The following is a 17416-nucleotide window of genomic DNA, read 5'->3' on the forward strand; positions in this document are numbered from 1 at the left end:
GTGTCCACGTCCTCCCGCCTCCAGTCCCTCGACAGCTGGTACTCCGAGGGGTGGAAGGGCCTGAACGTCGCCGTCCTCGGGCTCGGCGCGACCGGGTTCTCGGTCGCCGACACCCTGGTGGAGCTCGGCAGTGCGGTGACGGTCTACTCGTCCGACGCGCCGTCGGACAACGTCGACCTGCTCGACGTCATCGGCGCGCGCTTCGTGCAGACGCCGCTCGACGCCGTGCCGGCCGCGCTGCAGGAGCAGGCACCGGACGTCGTCATCGTGTCGCCCGGCCTGCCGCCGCACAACGCGACCGTCGAGTGGTCCGTCCGGAACAGCACGGTCTGGGGCGACATCGAGCTCGCCTGGCGCGTGCGCGACAAGGTCGTGCGCGGCCCCGTCGCCGCACCGTGGATCACGATCACGGGCACGAACGGCAAGACCACCACGACGCAGCTCACGACCGCGATGTACGAGGCCGGCGGCCTGCGTGCCGTGGCCTGCGGCAACATCGGCGTGCCGGTGCTCGACGTCGTCCGCGACCCGGACGGCTACGACGTGCTCGTCGTCGAGCTCTCCAGCCACCAGCTGCACTACATGGCGACCTCGGGCGACGGCGCGGTCGTGCCGCTCGCGAGCGCCTGCCTGAACATCGCCGACGACCACCTCGAGTGGCACGGCTCCGCCGCGGCGTACCGCGCCGCGAAGGCCAAGGTCTACGAGCGCACCGTGATGGCGTGCGTCTACAACACCGCCGACGACGTCACGCGCGACATGGTGCAGGACGCCGACGTCGTCGAGGGCTGCCGTGCCGTCGGCTTCACGCCGGGGGTGCCCGCGCCCGGTGACGTCGGCATCGTCGAGGACGTCCTGTGCGACCGCGCCTTCAACGAGGACCGTCGGAACAGCGCGCTCGAGCTGTCGACCCTCGCCGACCTCGAGGTCGCCGGGCTCGCCAGCCCGCACATGACGATGAACGTCCTGGCCGCCGCGGCCCTCGCCCGTGCCGGCACCGTCCAGCCGAGTGCGATCCAGTCCGCCGTCCGGGCCTTCCGCGCCGACCACCACCGCACGGAGCTCGTGGCCGAGTCGGCCGGCGTCGCGTGGGTGGACGACTCGAAGGCCACGAACCCGCACGCCGCCACCGCCTCGCTCGCCTCGTTCGACACCGTGGTGTGGATCGTCGGCGGTCTGTTCAAGGGCGTCGACGTCGACGGGCTCGTCGCACGCTTCGGCCCCGAGGTCCGTGCCGTCGTCGTGATCGGCACCGACCGGACCCCCGTCCTGGAGGCATTCGCGCGACACGCGTCCGGGGTGCCGGTGCTCCAGGTGGAGACGACGGACACTGATCAGGTCATGCCCGAGGCGGTCCGGCATGCCGCATCGGTCGCGAGGCCGGGCGACACGGTCCTCCTCGCCCCGGCGGCTGCGTCGTTCGACCAGTTCGGCTCCTACGCCGACCGGGGGCGTCGTTTCGCGGCGGCGGTCCACGAGCACCTGGGAGGCAACGCCGATGGCGACGACGGATCTTCCGAACAGTCGTAGCACGCCGGCGACGGGCAACCCGCGTCGCACGAACGGCGCCCTCGTCGCCGTCAAGAACGTCTTCGTCGCCGAGTCCAGCACCTTCTACACGATCCTCGGCGTCACGCTCTTCCTGGTCGTCTTCGGCGTCGTGATGGTCCTGTCGTCGTCGAGCGTCGAGCAGTACGCCGCGACGCACGACTTCTTCGGCGCAGCGTCCCGCCAGGGGCTGTACGCCGTCCTCGGCGTCCCGCTCATGCTCGTCGCGAGCCGGATCCCGACACGGCTGTGGCGGAAGTGGGCGATGCGGCTGCTCGGTGCCGCCCTCGTCCTGCAGCTGCTCGTGTACACACCGCTCGGCATCGACGTCCAGGGCAACCGGAACTGGATCGGCATCGGCTCGTTCACCGCGCAGCCGTCCGAGGTCGTGAAGCTCGGCCTGGTGCTCGGCGTCGGCGCGATCATGTACGTCAAGCGCGACAAGCTCGACGACTGGAAAGAGGTGTTCATCCCGATCGGGATCGCCTCGCTCCTGTCGCTCGGCCTCGTGATCCTCGGTGGCGACCAGGGCACCGCGATGATCATGCTCATCCTGGTCCTCGGCGCGCTCTACGTCGGCGGGGCCCGCGCCCGGCACCTGCTCGTCGGCCTGGCGGCGATGGCGGTCATGCTGCCGTTCGTCACGATGGCGTCGTCGTCCCGTCAGGTGCGCATCAGCGCGTGGCTGTCCGGCTGCACCGACTCGAACCAGTACGCCGACCTGTGCTGGCAGCCCGTGCACGGCATGTGGGCGCTGGCGTCCGGTGGCGTGTTCGGCGTCGGACTCGGCAACTCCAAGGCGAAGTGGTCGTGGCTGCCCGAGGCGGACAACGACTACATCTTCGCGATCATCGGCGAGGAACTCGGCCTGATCGGTGCCGTCGTCGTGCTCGCACTGTTCGTCGTGCTCGCCGTCGGCATGATCAAGATCATCCGGCAGTCCCGCGACCCGTTCGTGAAGACCGTCACGGGCGGCATCCTGGCGTGGATCATCGGCCAGGCGCTCGTGAACATCGCCGTGGTGCTCGGCCTGCTGCCGGTCCTCGGCGTCCCACTGCCGCTGATCTCGGCCGGCGGGTCCGCGCTCATCATGACCCTGGTGGCGATCGGCGTCGTGCTGTCGTTCGCCCGAGACCTGCCCGGGAAGAACGACCCGCGCACCACGAACCCGCCCCTCGACAGCGCCACCACGAACGGACGACTCCGGTGAGCAAGTACCTCTTCGCCGGCGGGGGCACCGCCGGACACGTCAACCCCCTGCTCGCGGTCGCCGACCGGCTGACCGAGCGCGAGCCGGATGCCGAGGTGCTCGTCCTGGGCACCGCCGAGGGCCTCGAGTCCCGCCTGGTGCCGATGCGCGGCTACGAGCTCCTGACGATCCCGCGCCTGCCGTTCCCCCGGAAGCTGAACGGCGCGGCCCTGCGCTTCCCCCAGCGCTTCGCCGCGGCCGTCAAGCGCACCGAGCAGATCATCCGCGAGCGCGAGGTCGAGGTCGTCCTCGGCGTCGGCGGCTACGCGGCGGCGCCGGCGTACATCGCGGCCCGACGCACCGGCACCCCGATCGTCGTGCACGAGCAGAACGCGAAGCCGGGGTTGGCGAACCGCCTCGCCGCGTTCCTCACCGAGCACGTCGGCCTGACCTTCTCGAACACCCGACTGCGGCACGGCCGGGTGGTCGGCATGCCGCTCCGGCGCGAGATCGAGTCGCTCGACCGCCGTGCCAGTCGTGCCGAGGCCCTCGCCGAGTTCGGGCTCGACCCGACTCGCCCGGTGCTCCTCGTCACGGGTGGTTCCTCGGGCGCCCGCAGCATCAACCGCACGATCAACAAGTCCGCGGCGACCATCGTGGGCGCCGGCTGGCAGGTCCTGCACGTCGTCGGTGCCGCGTCGGACATCGGTCCGAGCGACCTCGACAGCTACCACGTGCTCGCCTACTGCGACCGGATGGACCTGGCGTACGCGGCGAGCGACTTCGTCGTGTCCCGCTCCGGCGCCGGCATGGTCTGCGAGCTCACCGCGGTCGGGCTGCCGAGCGTGCTCGTGCCGTACCCTGTCGGCAACGGCGAGCAGCGGCACAACGCGAAGGACGTCGTCGACGCCGGGGGAGCAGTGCTCGTGGCGGACGGGGAATTCGACCCCGACTGGGTGACGTTCCAGCTCCTGACCATCCTGCAGGACCGGGCCCGCATCGCGGACATGACGGTCCGGGCAGGCAGCGTCGGACACCGCGACGGCGCGGGCCGGATGACCGACCTCGTCCTGGACGCAGCACGAGGCACCGAACGAGGTACCGCACGAGGAACCGCACGAGGCAACGGCGCCGCCAGCACCACGGAGGAACCATGACCATCAAGCCGGACCTGACGCAGCCGATCCCGGACGACCTCGGCACCGTGCACTTCGTCGGCATCGGCGGCGCCGGCATGAGCGGCATCGCCCGGATGTTCCTCGCCGCCGGCCACCGCGTGACGGGCAGCGACTCCCGCGAGACCGAGACGACGGGCATCATGCGCGACCTCGGCGCCGCGGTGCACATCGGCCACGACGCCGCGAACGTCGGTGATGCGGACACGATCGTCGTCACGAGCGCGCTCTGGCCGGACAACCCCGAACTGCTCGAGGCGCAGCGCCGCGGCCTGCCGGTGCTGCACCGGTCACAGGCCCTCGCCGCCCTCATCGCCGAGCACCGCCTCGTCGCGGTCGCCGGCGCGCACGGCAAGACCACCTCGACCGGCATGATCGTCACCGCGATGGTCGAGCTCGGCCTCGACCCGAGCTTCGTCAACGGCGGCGTCATCCAGTCGCTCGGCACGAGCTCGGCGCCGGGCTCGAGCGACCTGTTCGTGGTCGAGGCCGACGAGTCCGACGGTTCGTTCCTGCTCTACGACGTCGCCGTGGCCCTGATCACGAACGTCGACGCCGACCACCTCGACCACTACGGCAGCGAGGAGGCCTTCACCGAGGCGTTCGTCGAGTTCGCCGCGAAGGCGAGCGAGCGCGTCGTCATCTCGAGCGACGACGCCGGTGCGAAGACCGTCACGGCAGGCATCCGCGCGCGCGCCGACGCCCCCGAGGTCGTCACCTTCGGCGAGGCCGTCGACGCCGACGTGCGCATCGAGCGGATCATCGAGGCCGCGGGCGTCGAGGTCGACTTCCGTGCGGCGGGCGAGGCACACCACCTGACCCTCCGCGTGCCGGGCCGGCACAACGCGATCAACGCCGTCGGTGCCTTCGCGGTCCTGACCGGCCTGGGCGTGAGCGCCGCCGACGCGATCCGCGGGCTCGAGGCCTTCGGCGGCACCCAGCGCCGCTTCGAGCTGCACGGTGTCGAGCGCGGGGTGTCGGTCTACGACGACTACGCGCACCACCCGACCGAGGTCGCCGCGGCGCTCAAGGCCGCCCGCAACGTCGTCGGCGACGGCCGCATCATCGCGATCCACCAGCCCCACCTGTACTCCCGCACCCGTCTGATGGCCGGTGACTTCGCGCGGGTCTACGAGGAGCTCGCCGACCACACGGTCGTCCTCGACGTCTACGGCGCGCGCGAGGACCCGGAGCCAGGCGTCACCGGCGCCCTGGTGCAGGAGCGCTTCGCCGACCAGACCCGCGTGGAGTTTCTGCCGGACTGGGACGAGGCCGCCGCCCGTGCCGCCGCGGTCGCCCGCGACGGCGACATCATCATGACGCTCAGCTGCGGTGACGTGTACCGGATCATCCCGCAGGTGCTGGGAGCGTTGGGCCGGTGAGGCGACCCGAGGGGTTCGACGAGGGGGACGCCCGCAGGGACGCCCCGGTCGAGGGCGCCGACGCGCCCCGGCAGCGTCGTGGCCCCTCGATGCCGCGGCTCCCGTTCCGCGGGCGCACACCCGACGACCGGGAGGCCCGTCCCGCGCCCGACGAGTCGGCTGCGGTCGACGAGGCCCCGGCCGTCACTCCCGCACCCGGTTCCTCCGGATCGCGCCCCCCAGCGGTCGGTGCGCCCCCGAGCACCGGGGCGCGACGGCCGTCCGCGGGCGCGGAACCGACCACCGATGCCGCAGACTCGACGCGCGACCGCGTCGGCGCCCTCGCGGGCGCGGCCGGCCGCCGCGTCGGCGCCGGCTTCGGCGCCGTCGCCGACCGCCTGCGCGAGTACACACCGGACGAGGAGCACCGCGACCCGCGCCCCGACGCGGGCAACGCGCCCCGAGGAGACGGGGCGCGACGACCGTCCGGGGGCGCGGCGGGCAGTGCACGGAACCACGACGCGACCGTGACCGACGTGCTCGACGCGGGGAGTGCCTCCCGGCCGGTCCAGCACGACGACGCACCCATCGGTGCCGGCGTCCGCGCTGCCGAGACCGCGCGTGAGGCGCGCATCGCGAAGCGTCGCCGTCGCCTGCTCGAGCGGGCCGAGGTGCGGCGGTTCACCCGGCGCAGTCGCCACCGTCGCGCCGCGTGGATCACCGCGGCCGGCATCGTGCTCGTGCTCGGCGTCTCGATCCTGGTGGCGGTGTTCTCGCCGCTGATGGCCCTGCAGACGATCGAGGTCAAGGGCACCAACCGCGTCGACGAGACCGCGCTGCGGCAGGCCCTGTCCGACCAGATCGGCACCCCGCTCGCGCGGCTCGACTTCGACGAGATCAAGCAGGACATCGCCGGCTTCCCGCTCATCGAGAGCTACGTGACCGAAGAGGCCCCGCCGCACACCCTCGTCGTGACGGTGACCGAGCGCACGCCCGTCGTCGCGGTGAAGTCCGGCAGCTCGTTCGACCTCGTCGACCCGGCCGGCATCGTCGTGCAGTCGTCGCCGAAGCGTCCGGCCACGATGCCGCTCGCCGACATCGCGCGCGCGCGCCTCGGGTCCTCGAGCTTCCGCACCATGACCGAGGTCGTGCTGGCGCTGCCCTCGACGGTGCGGTCGCAGGTCACGCGGGTCGCCGGGTCCACCGCCGACGACGTGACCCTGACCCTCAAGGACGGCTCGACCGTCGTGTGGGGGAGCCCCGACGACTCCGACACGAAGGCCGCGCTGCTCGCCGCCCTGGTGAAGGACCACGCGGCGCGGAACCCGGGCGTCGTCGTCGAGTACGACGTGTCGGCACCGGACAACGGCGTGATCCGCGCGAAGGACTGAATTGCCGACCTGATCGGCGACACGCGGCGTGGCGGGGCGACAGTGCGCGGAACCCACCCGTAGCGTCGGAGCCAGCACCACATCTACCAGCATTGCCCCTGAACTTCAAGTAGAGGTTGAGGGTTCAACCGGAGGCCTGACTGACGTGACCACGAACCACAACTACCTCGCCGTCATCAAGGTCGTCGGTGTCGGCGGCGGCGGCGTCAACGCCGTCAACCGGATGATCGAACTCGGCCTCCGTGGCGTCGAGTTCATCGCGATCAACACCGACGCCCAGGCGCTGCTGCTCAGCGACGCCGACGTCAAGCTCGACGTCGGCCGCGAGATCACCCGCGGTCTCGGCGCCGGCGCGGACCCCGAGGTCGGCCGTCGTGCCGCCGAGGACCACGCCGAAGAGATCGAAGAGGCCCTCGCGGGTGCCGACATGGTCTTCGTCACCGCCGGTGAAGGCGGTGGGACCGGCACGGGTGGTGCGCCCGTCGTCGCCCGCATCGCCAAGTCCATCGGCGCGCTCACCATCGGCGTCGTCACGAAGCCGTTCAGCTTCGAGGGCAAGCGTCGTCAGTCGCAGGCCGAGAACGGCGTCGCCGGGCTCAAGGACGAGGTCGACACGCTCATCGTCGTGCCGAACGACCGCTTGCTCGAGATCAGCGACCGCGGCATCTCGATGGTCGAGGCCTTCGCCACCGCCGACCAGGTGCTCCTCGCCGGCGTGCAGGGCATCACCGACCTCATCACCACCCCGGGCCTCATCAACCTCGACTTCGCCGACGTCAAGTCCGTCATGCAGGGTGCGGGTTCCGCGCTCATGGGCATCGGTTCGTCCCGGGGTGCCGACCGCGCCATCAAGGCCGCGGAGCTCGCCGTGGCGTCGCCGCTGCTCGAGGCCTCGATCGACGGAGCGCACGGTGTGCTGCTCTCGATCCAGGGTGGCTCGAACCTCGGCATCTTCGAGATCAACGACGCCGCGCGTCTGGTGCAGGAAGCCGTGCACCCGGAGGCGAACATCATCTTCGGTGCGGTCATCGACGACACCCTCGGCGACGAGGTCCGCGTGACCGTCATCGCCGCGGGCTTCGACGGCGGCGAGCCGGCGCAGCAGCAGAAGGAGCGTCGCTCGAGCTACGTCGACCCCGAGTCGAGCGCGACGGCCCCCGTCGCCGCCTCGACCGGTGCGATCGAGGACTCCAGCACGTCGAGCCCCTCCTGGGCCTCGCAGGAACACCAGCCGCCGGTGCAGCGCGCCGCCGACCCGGCGTTCGACGACGACGACGAGCTCGACGTCCCCGACTTCCTGAAGTAACCCCTCCATGGCAGGTGATCCGCGCCTCCCGTCCGCCTCGTCCCACGACGACGGACTGGAGGCGCGTCTCGCGTCCGTCCGGAGCGGCATCGCCGACGCGGCGCGCGCCGCAGGGCGCTCGGCCGACGACCTCACGCTGATCGTCGTCACGAAGTACCACCCGGCGTCACTCGTCCGTGCGCTGGCGTCACTCGGCGTCACCGACGTGGGGGAGAACCGCCACCAAGAGGCACAGGTCAAGGCCGCGGAGCTCGCCGACCTCGACCTGACCTGGCACTTCATCGGGCAGCTGCAGTCGAAGAAGGCCCGGCAGGTCCGTCGCTACGCGCACGTCGTGCAGTCCCTCGACCGCACGTCGGTCGTGGATGCCTTCGCACCGACCGAGGCCGAGCCGGATCCACCGTTCATCGACGGGTTCGTGCAGGTCAACCTGACCGACGACCCCGGCCGCGGCGGCGTGCAACCGGACGACGTCGAGGCGATGGCCGCACGCGTGCTCGAGACCGGCACCATCCGGTTGCGCGGGGTCATGGCCGTCGCGCCGCTGGACGAGGAGCCCCGTGCGGCGTTCGCTCGGCTGCGGGCGATCTCGGACCGGGTCGTGGCGCTCGAGCCCGGCGCCACCGACATCTCGGCCGGCATGAGCGGCGACTACGCCGACGCCGTGCTCGAGGGCGCGACACACCTGCGGATCGGTACCGCAATCACGGGAAATCGGCCGGCGGCACCCTAGCCTCGTTGCAGGGCATCCACGTGCACCAACCTCCGGAGGAACCATGGCCAACCCGCTGAAGAAGACGATGGTCTACCTCGGCCTCGCCGACGAGGAACTCGACTACGAGGACGAGCAGCCGCAGCAGGCCGCGCCCGCGCGCCAGCAGGCTCCCGCCACTCCGGCCGCAGCACCGCAGGATGCCCCCGCCCCGGCGGACGCTCCCGCGGCCGCCGCAGCTCCGGCAGCGGCCCCGGCCGCCGCTCCCGCGAAGACGCACACCCACCAGCGCGGCGCCCAGGTCACTCCGCTCCGCCGCTCGCACACGACCGCACAGAAGGCGACCCCGGTCCAGGAAATGAACGAGATCCTCACCGTCCACCCGCGCGAGTACAAGGACGCCCAGTCCATCGCCGAGAGCTTCCGCGACGGGATCCCCGTCATCATCAACCTCTCGCAGATGACCGAGAACGACGCCCGACGCATGATCGACTTCGCCTCCGGCCTGTCGCTCGGCCTGTACGGCAAGATCGAGCGCGTCACCAACAAGGTCTTCCTGCTGTCACCCGCACACGTCGCAGTGAGCGGTGAGCCGGCTGAGGTAGAGTCCGACATCGAGGCGAACTTCTTCGCCCAGTCCTGAGCCGTCCCCCGGCCACCCGCCCGTGAGCGTCGTCGCATGACGGCACTCGCCCGAGACGAGCGAGCCCCATCGTGTCCGTGATCCTAGGGATCATCTCCCTCGCCCTCCTGCTGTACTTCTTCGTCATGTGGGGGCGGTTCGCGCTCGACCTCGTGCAGAACTTCAACCGGTCCTGGCGGCCGCGCGGGGGACTGCTCGTGGTCTCCGAGTTCGTCTACACGATCACCGATCCGCCGATCCGCGCGGTTCGGCGGGTCCTGCCGCCGCTCCGCATGGGGCCGGTGGCACTCGACTTCGGCTGGACGATCGTCATGCTCGTCGTGATCATCGCTCGGGTCGTCGTCAACGGCATCGCCGTCGCGGTCTGACCCGATCCAGGTCCGCGACACGCGCCGCGCCGATGCAGTGGTCGTCGTTCCTCCCCGTCGTCGGTGTACGGTGGTCGGGATCGATGCTCGCCTCCGGCGCGGCATCCGCACCACACGTGGTGACTGGTAAGTTCGGTCACGACGCAAGTGGTTCCACACGTTCAGCAGTTCTATTGAGGTGACGGCAATGGCTTTGACGCCGGAAGACGTAGTCAACAAGCGGTTCCAGCCGACGAAGTTCCGCGAGGGCTACGACCAGGACGAGGTCGACGACTTCCTCGACGAGGTCGTGGTCGAGCTGCGTCGCCTGACCGCGGAGAACGACGAGCTCCGCCAGCGCCTGCAGGCGGCCGAGTCGGCCCCGCAGTCGGCGCAGGCCGAGCAGCCCGCTCCCGCGGCAGAACCCGAGCCGGAGCCCGTGCCGGCCCCGGTCGAGGCGGCTCCCGAGCCCGCTCCGGTCGCAGCGGCCGCCCCGGCGACCACGGTCCCGGCGGACGAGGACACCGAGGGCACCACGAACCTCCTGACGCTCGCGCGTCGTCTCCACGAGGAGCACGTCCGCGAAGGCGTCGAGAAGCGCGACGCGCTCATCGCCGAGGGCACCGCCCAGGCAGCGCGTCTCGTCTCCGAGGCCGAGGCCAAGCAGCGCCAGATCATCGCCGACACCGAGAACACGAACCGTCAGCGTGTCCAGGTGCTCGAGCAGGAGCAGCGCCAGCTCGAGGGCAAGATCGACGAGCTCCGGACCTTCGAGCGCGACTACCGCGCCCAGCTCAAGAGCTACATCCAGGGGCAGCTCTCCGAGCTCGACTCCTCGAACGAGCAGTCCGGTCTCACCCCGGCGCCGGCATCGGCGCAGGGCTTCGGCAACTGACGTTGTCGCGACCAGCATCACGAGCGAAGGTCAGTGTCCGCGCTATCGCGGCACTGGCCTTCGCCGCTGTCGTGGTGGTGGCGTTCGACCAGGTCGCGAAGGCACTGGTCGTCGCGAACCTGCCGTACGGCACCCCCGTCCCGATCCTGGGCGGGGCGCTCCAGTTCCTGTACGTCCGGAACCCCGGGGCGGCGTTCTCCTTCGCGGTGAACATGACGTGGGTGTTCTCGATCATCTCGGCGGCCGTCGTCGTCGCGATCATCATCTACTCGCGTCGGATCCGGTCGATGTGGTGGGCCGTCGTGCTCGGCATGCTGCTGGGCGGCGCGCTCGGCAACCTGATCGACCGACTCTTCCGTGAGCCCGGCTTCGGTCGCGGCCACGTGGTCGACTTCATCTCGACGCCGTGGATGATGCCGGCGATCTACAACGTCGCCGACTCGTTCATCTGCATCAGCATGGTGGTCTTCGTGCTGCTGGTGATCCTCGGCGTGAACCTCGACGGGGCCCGCACGGTCTCCGCCAAGCGCGCTGCGCAGGCGGACACGACGGAGCCGCTCGACGGTGGGGCCGCGTTCTCGTCAGCTGACGCTGCTGTCGACGAGCCGACCCGCGCCTCCAGGCCGAACGACGGCGACCGACGCGACGCGCTGGGGCACGACGCCACGTGAGCGAGTCGCGTTCCCTTCCCGTCCCCGACGGGCTCGCCGGCGAGCGTGTCGACGCCGCCATCGCGAAGCTCCTCGGGTTCAGCCGCTCGTTCGCGGCCGACGTGGTCGCCGCCGGTGGGGTCCGGGTCGACGGCGTCCCCGTCGACAAGTCCGACCGCCTGCACGCCGACTCGTGGCTCGAGGTCGAGTGGTCCCCGAAGGAGCCGCCGCGCATCGTGCCGGCGGCCGTTCCCGGGATGACGATCGTGCACGACGACGAGGACATCGTGGTCGTCGACAAGCCCATCGGCGTCGCCGCGCACCCCTCGCCCGGTTGGGACGGTCCGACCGTGCCCGGGGGCCTCGCCGCAGCTGGGTTCACCATCGCGACCTCGGGCGCCGCCGAGCGTGCGGGCATCGTGCACCGCCTCGACGTCGGCACGTCGGGACTCATGGTCGTCGCGAAGACCGAGCTCGCGTACACCCACCTCAAGCGGGCGTTCAAGGAGCGCACGGTCGAGAAGGTCTACCACGCACTCGCGCAGGGGCACCCCGACCCGACCTCCGGCACCGTCGACGCCCCGATCGGCCGGCACCCGTCGAGCGACTGGAAGTTCGCGGTCACCGCCGACGGCAAGCCGAGCGTCACCCACTACGAGACCCTCGAGGCGTTCCGGTCGGCGACCCTGCTCGAGGTGCACCTCGAGACCGGGCGCACCCACCAGATCCGCGTGCACATGGCCGCGACCCGCCACCCGCTGGTCGGCGACACGATGTACGGCGCCGACCCGGTCCTGGCGCAGGAGCTCGGGCTGACCCGCCAGTGGCTCGACGCCGTGCGACTCGGTTTCGACCACCCGCGCACCGGCGAGTGGGTGTCGTTCCAGGCGGAGTACCCCGACGACCTGCGCCTCGCGCTCGACCGCATCCGAGCCGCTTCGTCCTGACGGGCGCGCGTGTCGCGTCGTGCGTCGTGCGTCGTGCGTCGTCGCGTCGGTCGCGTCGTCCCGCTGAGGTTCCGAAATCTCGGCATCTGGGCGCGCTGTGCGTCGGTCTGTGGAACCTCGGCGGAGCGCACGCGGCGTGTTGTGGAACCTCGAGGGGGGAGCGACGGGGGAGCGACGGGCGAACGATGGCCGTGCCGCATCCGTACGTCCAGAATCGGCCGGGAGGCCCGTGGCAACGCCGCCCCGTGCCTGCCGTCCGCCACGCGCGGGCTCCACCGCCGTGGGGACACGATCTGCTGGCTTCGGGCCCGCCGAGCGACGGTTCCTGCACCCTCGCCGGGCTACGCGCGGCGTGTCGTGCGACCTCGGCGTCGGACCGCTCGGACACGCGCGGGTTTGTCCGCGGTCGCGGTTAGGCTGTTCGCGTCCCGCAAGCAGCTCGTTCGACCGGAGGTTCCGTGGCGGATTCCGACTCCTTCGTCCACCTGCACGTGCACAGCGAGTACTCGATGCTCGACGGCGCGGCCAGGCTCGGCGACCTCGTGCAGGAGACCGCTGCGCAGGGCATGCCGGCTGTGGCGGTGACCGACCACGGCAACATGTTCGGCGCCTTCGAGTTCTGGAAGGCCGCCAAGGCCGGCGGCGTCAAGCCGATCATCGGGACCGAGGCTTACATCACGCCCCGGACCCACCGCACGGACAAGACCCGTGTGCGGTGGGGCGACGGCGGTGGGGACGACGTCTCCGGTGCCGGTTCGTACACGCACATGACGATGTTCGCCGAGAACACGACGGGCATGCACAACCTGTTCCGGCTGTCGTCGAAGGCGTCGCTCGAGGGCTACTACTTCAAGCCGCGCATGGACATCGAGCTGCTCGAGGAGTACCACGAGGGCATCATCGCCACGACGGGGTGCCCGTCGGGCGAGGTCCAGACGCGCCTGCGCCTCGGCCAGTACGACGAAGCCGTCAAGGCCGCCGCCGACTACCGCGACATCTTCGGCAAGGAGAACTACTTCGCCGAGGTCATGGACCACGGACTCGAGATCGAGCGTCGGATCATGAGCGACCTGATCCGGCTGGCGAAGGACCTCGACATCCCGCTGGTCGGCACGAACGACCTGCACTACACACACTCGCACGACGCCAAGTCGCACGCCGCCCTGCTGTGCGTGCAGTCGGGTTCGACGCTGAACGACCCGAACCGGTTCAAGTTCGACGCCGACGAGTTCTACCTGAAGTCCCCGCAGCAGATGCGGCACGTCTTCCGCGACAACCCCGAGGCCTGCGACAACACGCTGCTCATCGCCGAGCGGTGCAACGTCGAGTTCGACACCTCGGCGAACTACATGCCGAAGTTCCCGGTGCCGGCGGGCGAGACCGAGCACTCCTGGTTCGAGAAGGAGGTCGCGAAGGGGCTGGACTACCGGTACCCGGACGGCATCCCGGCCGAGGTGCAGGAGCGTGCCGACTACGAGGTCGGCATCATCAACCAGATGGGGTTCCCGGGGTACTTCCTCGTGGTCTCCGACTTCATCCTGTGGTCGAAGAACAACGGCATCCGCGTCGGCCCCGGCCGTGGTTCCGGTGCCGGCTCGATGGTCGCGTACGCGATGCGTATCACCGACCTCGACCCGATCCGGCACGGCCTGATCTTCGAGCGGTTCCTGAACCCGGACCGCGTCTCGATGCCCGACTTCGACGTCGACTTCGACGACCGGCGCCGCGGTGAGGCGATCAAGTACGTCACCGAGAAGTACGGGTCGGAGCGCGTCGCGCAGATCGTCACCTACGGCACGATCAAGGCGAAGCAGGCGCTGAAGGACTCCTCGCGCGTCCTCGGGTTCCCGTTCGGCATGGGCGAGAAGCTCACCAAGGCGATGCCGCCGCCCGTGATGGGCAAGGACATCCCGCTCACCGGGATCTTCGACAAGGACCACCCGCGCTACAAGGAAGCCGTCGACGTCCGCACCGTGGTCGAGACCGACCCCGAGGCGAAGACCGTCTTCGACACCGCGCTCGGGCTCGAGGGGCTGAAGCGCCAGTGGGGCGTGCACGCGGCCGGCGTCATCATGTCGAGCGACCCGCTCATCGACATCATCCCGATCATGAAGCGGGAGCAGGACGGCCAGGTCGTCACGCAGTTCGACTACCCGGCAGCGGAGTCGCTCGGCCTGATCAAGATGGACTTCCTGGGGCTCCGCAACCTCACGATCATCAGTGACGCCCTCGACAACATCAAGAACAACCGTGGCATCGAGCTCGACCTCGAGACCATGGGGCTCGAGGACCCCGAGGCGTACGCGCTCCTGCAACGCGGTGACACACTCGGCGTCTTCCAGCTCGACGGTGGACCGATGCGCGGCCTGCTGCGCCTGATGAAGCCCGACAACTTCGAGGACATCTCCGCGCTCATCGCCCTGTACCGTCCGGGCCCCATGGGTGCGAACTCGCACACGAACTACGCGCTCCGCAAGAACGGCGAGCAGGCGATCACGCCGATCCACCCGGAGCTCGAAGAGCCCCTGGCGGAGATCCTCGGCGGGACCTACGGCCTGATCATCTACCAGGAGCAGGTCATGGCCATCGCGCAGAAGGTAGCGGGGTTCTCCCTCGGCCAGGCGGACATCCTCCGCCGCGCGATGGGCAAGAAGAAGAAGTCCGAGCTCGACAAGCAGTACGCGGGCTTCGAGAAGGGCATGCTGGACAACGGCTACTCGGCCGCGGCGATCAAGATGCTGTGGGACATCCTGCTGCCGTTCTCCGACTACGCGTTCAACAAGGCGCACTCCGCCGCGTACGGCGTGGTCTCGTTCTGGACCGCCTACCTGAAGGCGCACTACCCGGCCGAGTACATGGCGGCGCTGCTCACCTCGGTGGGTGACGCCCGCGACAAGCTCGCGCTGTACCTGAACGAGTGCCGCCGCATGGGCATCAAGGTCATGCCGCCGGACGTCAACGAGTCGATCGGCTTCTTCGCCGCTGTCGGTGAGGACATCCGGTTCGGCATGGGCGCGATCCGCAACGTCGGGTTCAACGTCGTCGACGACATCGTGAATGCCCGCACCGACAAGGGCGCGTTCGAGTCGTTCCACGACTTCCTGCGCAAGATCCCGATCTCGTCGGCGAACAAGCGGACCGTCGAGTCGCTCATCAAGGCGGGTGCCTTCGACGAGTTCGGCGACTCCCGCCGCGCCCTGGTCGAGATCCACGAGGGCGCGGTCGAAGGCGCCGTCAAGGTCAAGCGTGACGAGGCCCACGGCAACGTCGGCTTCGACTTCGACTCGCTGTTCGCCGAGGTCGCCGAGGAATCGCCGGCCACCGGTCCGGTGTCACAGGTGCCTGACCGTCCGGAATGGTCCAAGCGCGACAAGCTCGCGTTCGAGCGCGACATGCTCGGCCTCTACGTCTCCGACCACCCGCTCGCCGGGCTCGAGATCGAGCTCGCGAAGCACCAGTCGATCACCATCGCCGACCTCATCGCGGCCGACGACTCGGTCGAGGGCGAGACCGTCACGGTCGCGGGTCTGCTGACGAGCGTGCAACACCGGGTGGCGAAGACGAGCGGCAACCCGTACGGCATCGTCGACATCGAGGACTTCGGCGGCCAGATCGGCGTGATGTTCCTCGGCAAGACCTACCAGGAGTTCGGTCCGTCGCTCGTGGCCGACTCGATCGTGGTCCTGCGCGGTCGTGTGAACGTCCGCGACGACGGCAAGGCCCTGCACGCAGTGAGCATGTTCCAGCCGGCGATCGGCGACGCGATGGGCTCTGGCCCGCTCACGTTGTCGCTGCCGGAGCGGCAGGCCACCACGTCCACGGTGACGGAGCTCGCGGCCGTGCTCGGACGGCACCAGGGTGAGACCGAGGTCCGCCTGAAGCTGCTGAAGGACGACGTCGCGCGCACGTTCGAGCTGCCGTTCCCGGTGAACCTGACACCCGACCTGTTCGGCGAGCTGAAGAGCCTGCTCGGGCCGCGCTGCCTGGTGTAGCGGGGGCGTGACCGTGGCCGGACACCGGATCTTCGGGACGCCCTTCGCGGGGGTCTACCCGCACTACCTGGCGAAGGTGGAGCGGAAGGGTCACACGAAGGGCGAGCTCGACGCCGTCATCACGTGGCTGACCGGGTTCGACGATGCAGCGCTTGCACGGCACCTGGCGGACGAGACCACGTTCGAGGGCTTCTTCGCCGCCGCGCAGCTGCACCCGAACGCGCCGCTCATCACGGGCGTGATCTGCGGCGTCCGGATCGAGGAGATCGACGACCCGCTCATGCGGCAGATCCGGTACCTCGACAAGCTCGTCGACGAGGTCGCGAAGGGCCGTCCGATGGCGAAGGTGTTGCGGACCGCGTGACCGGAGCCGGCGGGAGTGTTCCCGGCGCCGAGGTGCTGCGTGCCTTCGGGGTCGCCGGGTCCACGCCCGTGCCGCTCGCGGGTGGGCGCGGGCTGACCTGGCGTGCCGGGGGCATCGTCCTCCGGCCGCACGACGGCGTTGCGGTGACCGACTGGCGTGCCGGCGTCCTGGCGGAACTCGACCACGCAGCGGGCTCCGAGTACCCGGCCGAGTTCCGCACACCCCGACCCGTGGCCACCCGCGACGGCAGCTGGCGGTCGGGGGACTGGGAGGCGTGGGAGTTCGTGCCCGGCGCGGCTCACGAGTCCCGCGTCGAGGACGTGATCCGGGCGGGTCGTGCCTTCCACCGCGCGATCGCCGGCCTGGAGCGACCCGCGTTCCTCGGTACGGATCCCGGCGCCGGCACGGCCGTCACCGCATCCAGCGCCGCTACCGACCCGTGGGCACGTGCCGACCGGATGGCGTGGGGCGAGGAACCGCTGCCGTCGGACCCGACCCTCGACCGGCTCGCCGCGGCGTTCCGCCCGGTCCGAGCACCGTCGCAGCTGGTCCACGGGGACCTGCTCGGCAACGTGCTGTTCGCCGACGGGCAGCCACCGACGATCATCGACTGGCCGCCGTACTGGCGTCCGGCGGGGTTCGGCACCGCGATCGCGGCCGTCGACGCGGTGTGCTGGCACGGGGTCCCGGTCGGTCGGCTCGACGCGCTCGGCGACGACGAGCCGGAGTGGCGTCAGCTGCTGGTCCGGGCGCTCGTGTTCCGCATCGCGTCGCTCCACCAGCTGGGCGCGTGGGACGCGACGTGCGTCGCACGCCACCGTCCGGTAGTCGACGTGGTCGCCGTCTGACGGGAGGCCCGTGGCGGGGCCGCCACGGGCCTCCCGTCAGCAGGTGCG

General features: G+C 70.5%; 15 protein-coding genes. All 15 read left to right on the forward strand.

Annotated features, from left to right (window positions below):
* The 15 genes from murD (at position 1) to EDF47_RS00260 (ending at position 17368) form a co-directional block, all read left to right on the forward strand.
* Positions 1-1530 carry a UDP-N-acetylmuramoyl-L-alanine--D-glutamate ligase gene (gene murD, locus EDF47_RS00190; protein WP_131878995.1) on the forward strand — a complete coding sequence of 510 codons (1530 nt, stop codon included), beginning with the start codon at positions 1-3 and terminating at the stop codon, positions 1528-1530.
* A complete protein-coding gene (gene ftsW / locus EDF47_RS00195) occupies positions 1499-2758 on the forward strand; it encodes a putative lipid II flippase FtsW (protein WP_133938193.1) in 1260 nt (419 codons plus the stop codon). The genes murD and ftsW overlap by 32 nt, the downstream gene beginning before the upstream one ends.
* On the forward strand, positions 2755-3894 hold the full coding sequence (gene murG, locus EDF47_RS00200) for an undecaprenyldiphospho-muramoylpentapeptide beta-N-acetylglucosaminyltransferase (RefSeq protein WP_243833979.1): 1140 nt from the start codon (positions 2755-2757) through the stop codon (positions 3892-3894). The genes ftsW and murG overlap by 4 nt, the downstream gene beginning before the upstream one ends.
* Positions 3891-5294: a UDP-N-acetylmuramate--L-alanine ligase gene (gene murC / locus EDF47_RS00205; protein WP_131878991.1), complete on the forward strand. Its 1404-nt coding sequence runs from the start codon at positions 3891-3893 to the stop codon at positions 5292-5294. Before murG ends, murC begins: the two co-directional genes overlap by 4 nt.
* Positions 5291-6664, forward strand: coding sequence for an FtsQ-type POTRA domain-containing protein (locus tag EDF47_RS00210; RefSeq protein ID WP_133938195.1), 1374 nt, complete (start codon positions 5291-5293; stop codon positions 6662-6664). The genes murC and EDF47_RS00210 overlap by 4 nt, the downstream gene beginning before the upstream one ends.
* Positions 6665-6809: 145 nt before the next feature.
* Positions 6810-7970 (forward strand): cell division protein FtsZ, encoded by a 1161-nt coding sequence (gene ftsZ, locus EDF47_RS00215; RefSeq protein ID WP_111085783.1) that lies wholly within the window; start codon positions 6810-6812, stop codon positions 7968-7970.
* Positions 7971-7977: 7 nt separating this feature from the next.
* On the forward strand, positions 7978-8703 hold the full coding sequence (locus EDF47_RS00220) for a YggS family pyridoxal phosphate-dependent enzyme (RefSeq protein WP_133938197.1): 726 nt from the start codon (positions 7978-7980) through the stop codon (positions 8701-8703).
* Positions 8704-8746: 43 nt separating this feature from the next.
* The gene (sepF, locus tag EDF47_RS00225) at positions 8747-9325 is read left to right on the forward strand and encodes a cell division protein SepF (RefSeq protein WP_123292468.1); all 579 of its coding nucleotides are present in this window, start codon (positions 8747-8749) and stop codon (positions 9323-9325) included.
* 71 nt (positions 9326-9396) lie between these two features.
* Positions 9397-9693 (forward strand): YggT family protein, encoded by a 297-nt coding sequence (locus EDF47_RS00230; protein ID WP_111085780.1) that lies wholly within the window; start codon positions 9397-9399, stop codon positions 9691-9693.
* 187 nt (positions 9694-9880) lie between these two features.
* The gene (locus EDF47_RS00235) at positions 9881-10567 is read left to right on the forward strand and encodes a DivIVA domain-containing protein (protein ID WP_165900993.1); all 687 of its coding nucleotides are present in this window, start codon (positions 9881-9883) and stop codon (positions 10565-10567) included.
* Between the two features lie 2 nt (positions 10568-10569).
* A complete protein-coding gene (gene lspA, locus EDF47_RS00240; RefSeq protein ID WP_347876466.1) occupies positions 10570-11238 on the forward strand; it encodes a signal peptidase II in 669 nt (222 codons plus the stop codon).
* A complete protein-coding gene (locus EDF47_RS00245; protein ID WP_123938308.1) occupies positions 11235-12164 on the forward strand; it encodes an RluA family pseudouridine synthase in 930 nt (309 codons plus the stop codon). Before lspA ends, EDF47_RS00245 begins: the two co-directional genes overlap by 4 nt.
* Before the next feature lie 458 nt (positions 12165-12622).
* The gene (dnaE, locus tag EDF47_RS00250; RefSeq protein ID WP_131878986.1) at positions 12623-16156 is read left to right on the forward strand and encodes a DNA polymerase III subunit alpha; all 3534 of its coding nucleotides are present in this window, start codon (positions 12623-12625) and stop codon (positions 16154-16156) included.
* Positions 16157-16169: 13 nt separating this feature from the next.
* The gene (locus EDF47_RS00255) at positions 16170-16520 is read left to right on the forward strand and encodes a DUF2200 domain-containing protein (RefSeq protein WP_131879175.1); all 351 of its coding nucleotides are present in this window, start codon (positions 16170-16172) and stop codon (positions 16518-16520) included.
* A complete protein-coding gene (locus tag EDF47_RS00260) occupies positions 16517-17368 on the forward strand; it encodes a hypothetical protein (RefSeq protein WP_131878985.1) in 852 nt (283 codons plus the stop codon). Before EDF47_RS00255 ends, EDF47_RS00260 begins: the two co-directional genes overlap by 4 nt.
* Positions 17369-17416 lie beyond the last annotated feature (48 nt).

Source organism: Curtobacterium sp. PhB190, assembly GCF_004365385.1.
GTDB lineage: Bacteria > Actinomycetota > Actinomycetes > Actinomycetales > Microbacteriaceae > Curtobacterium.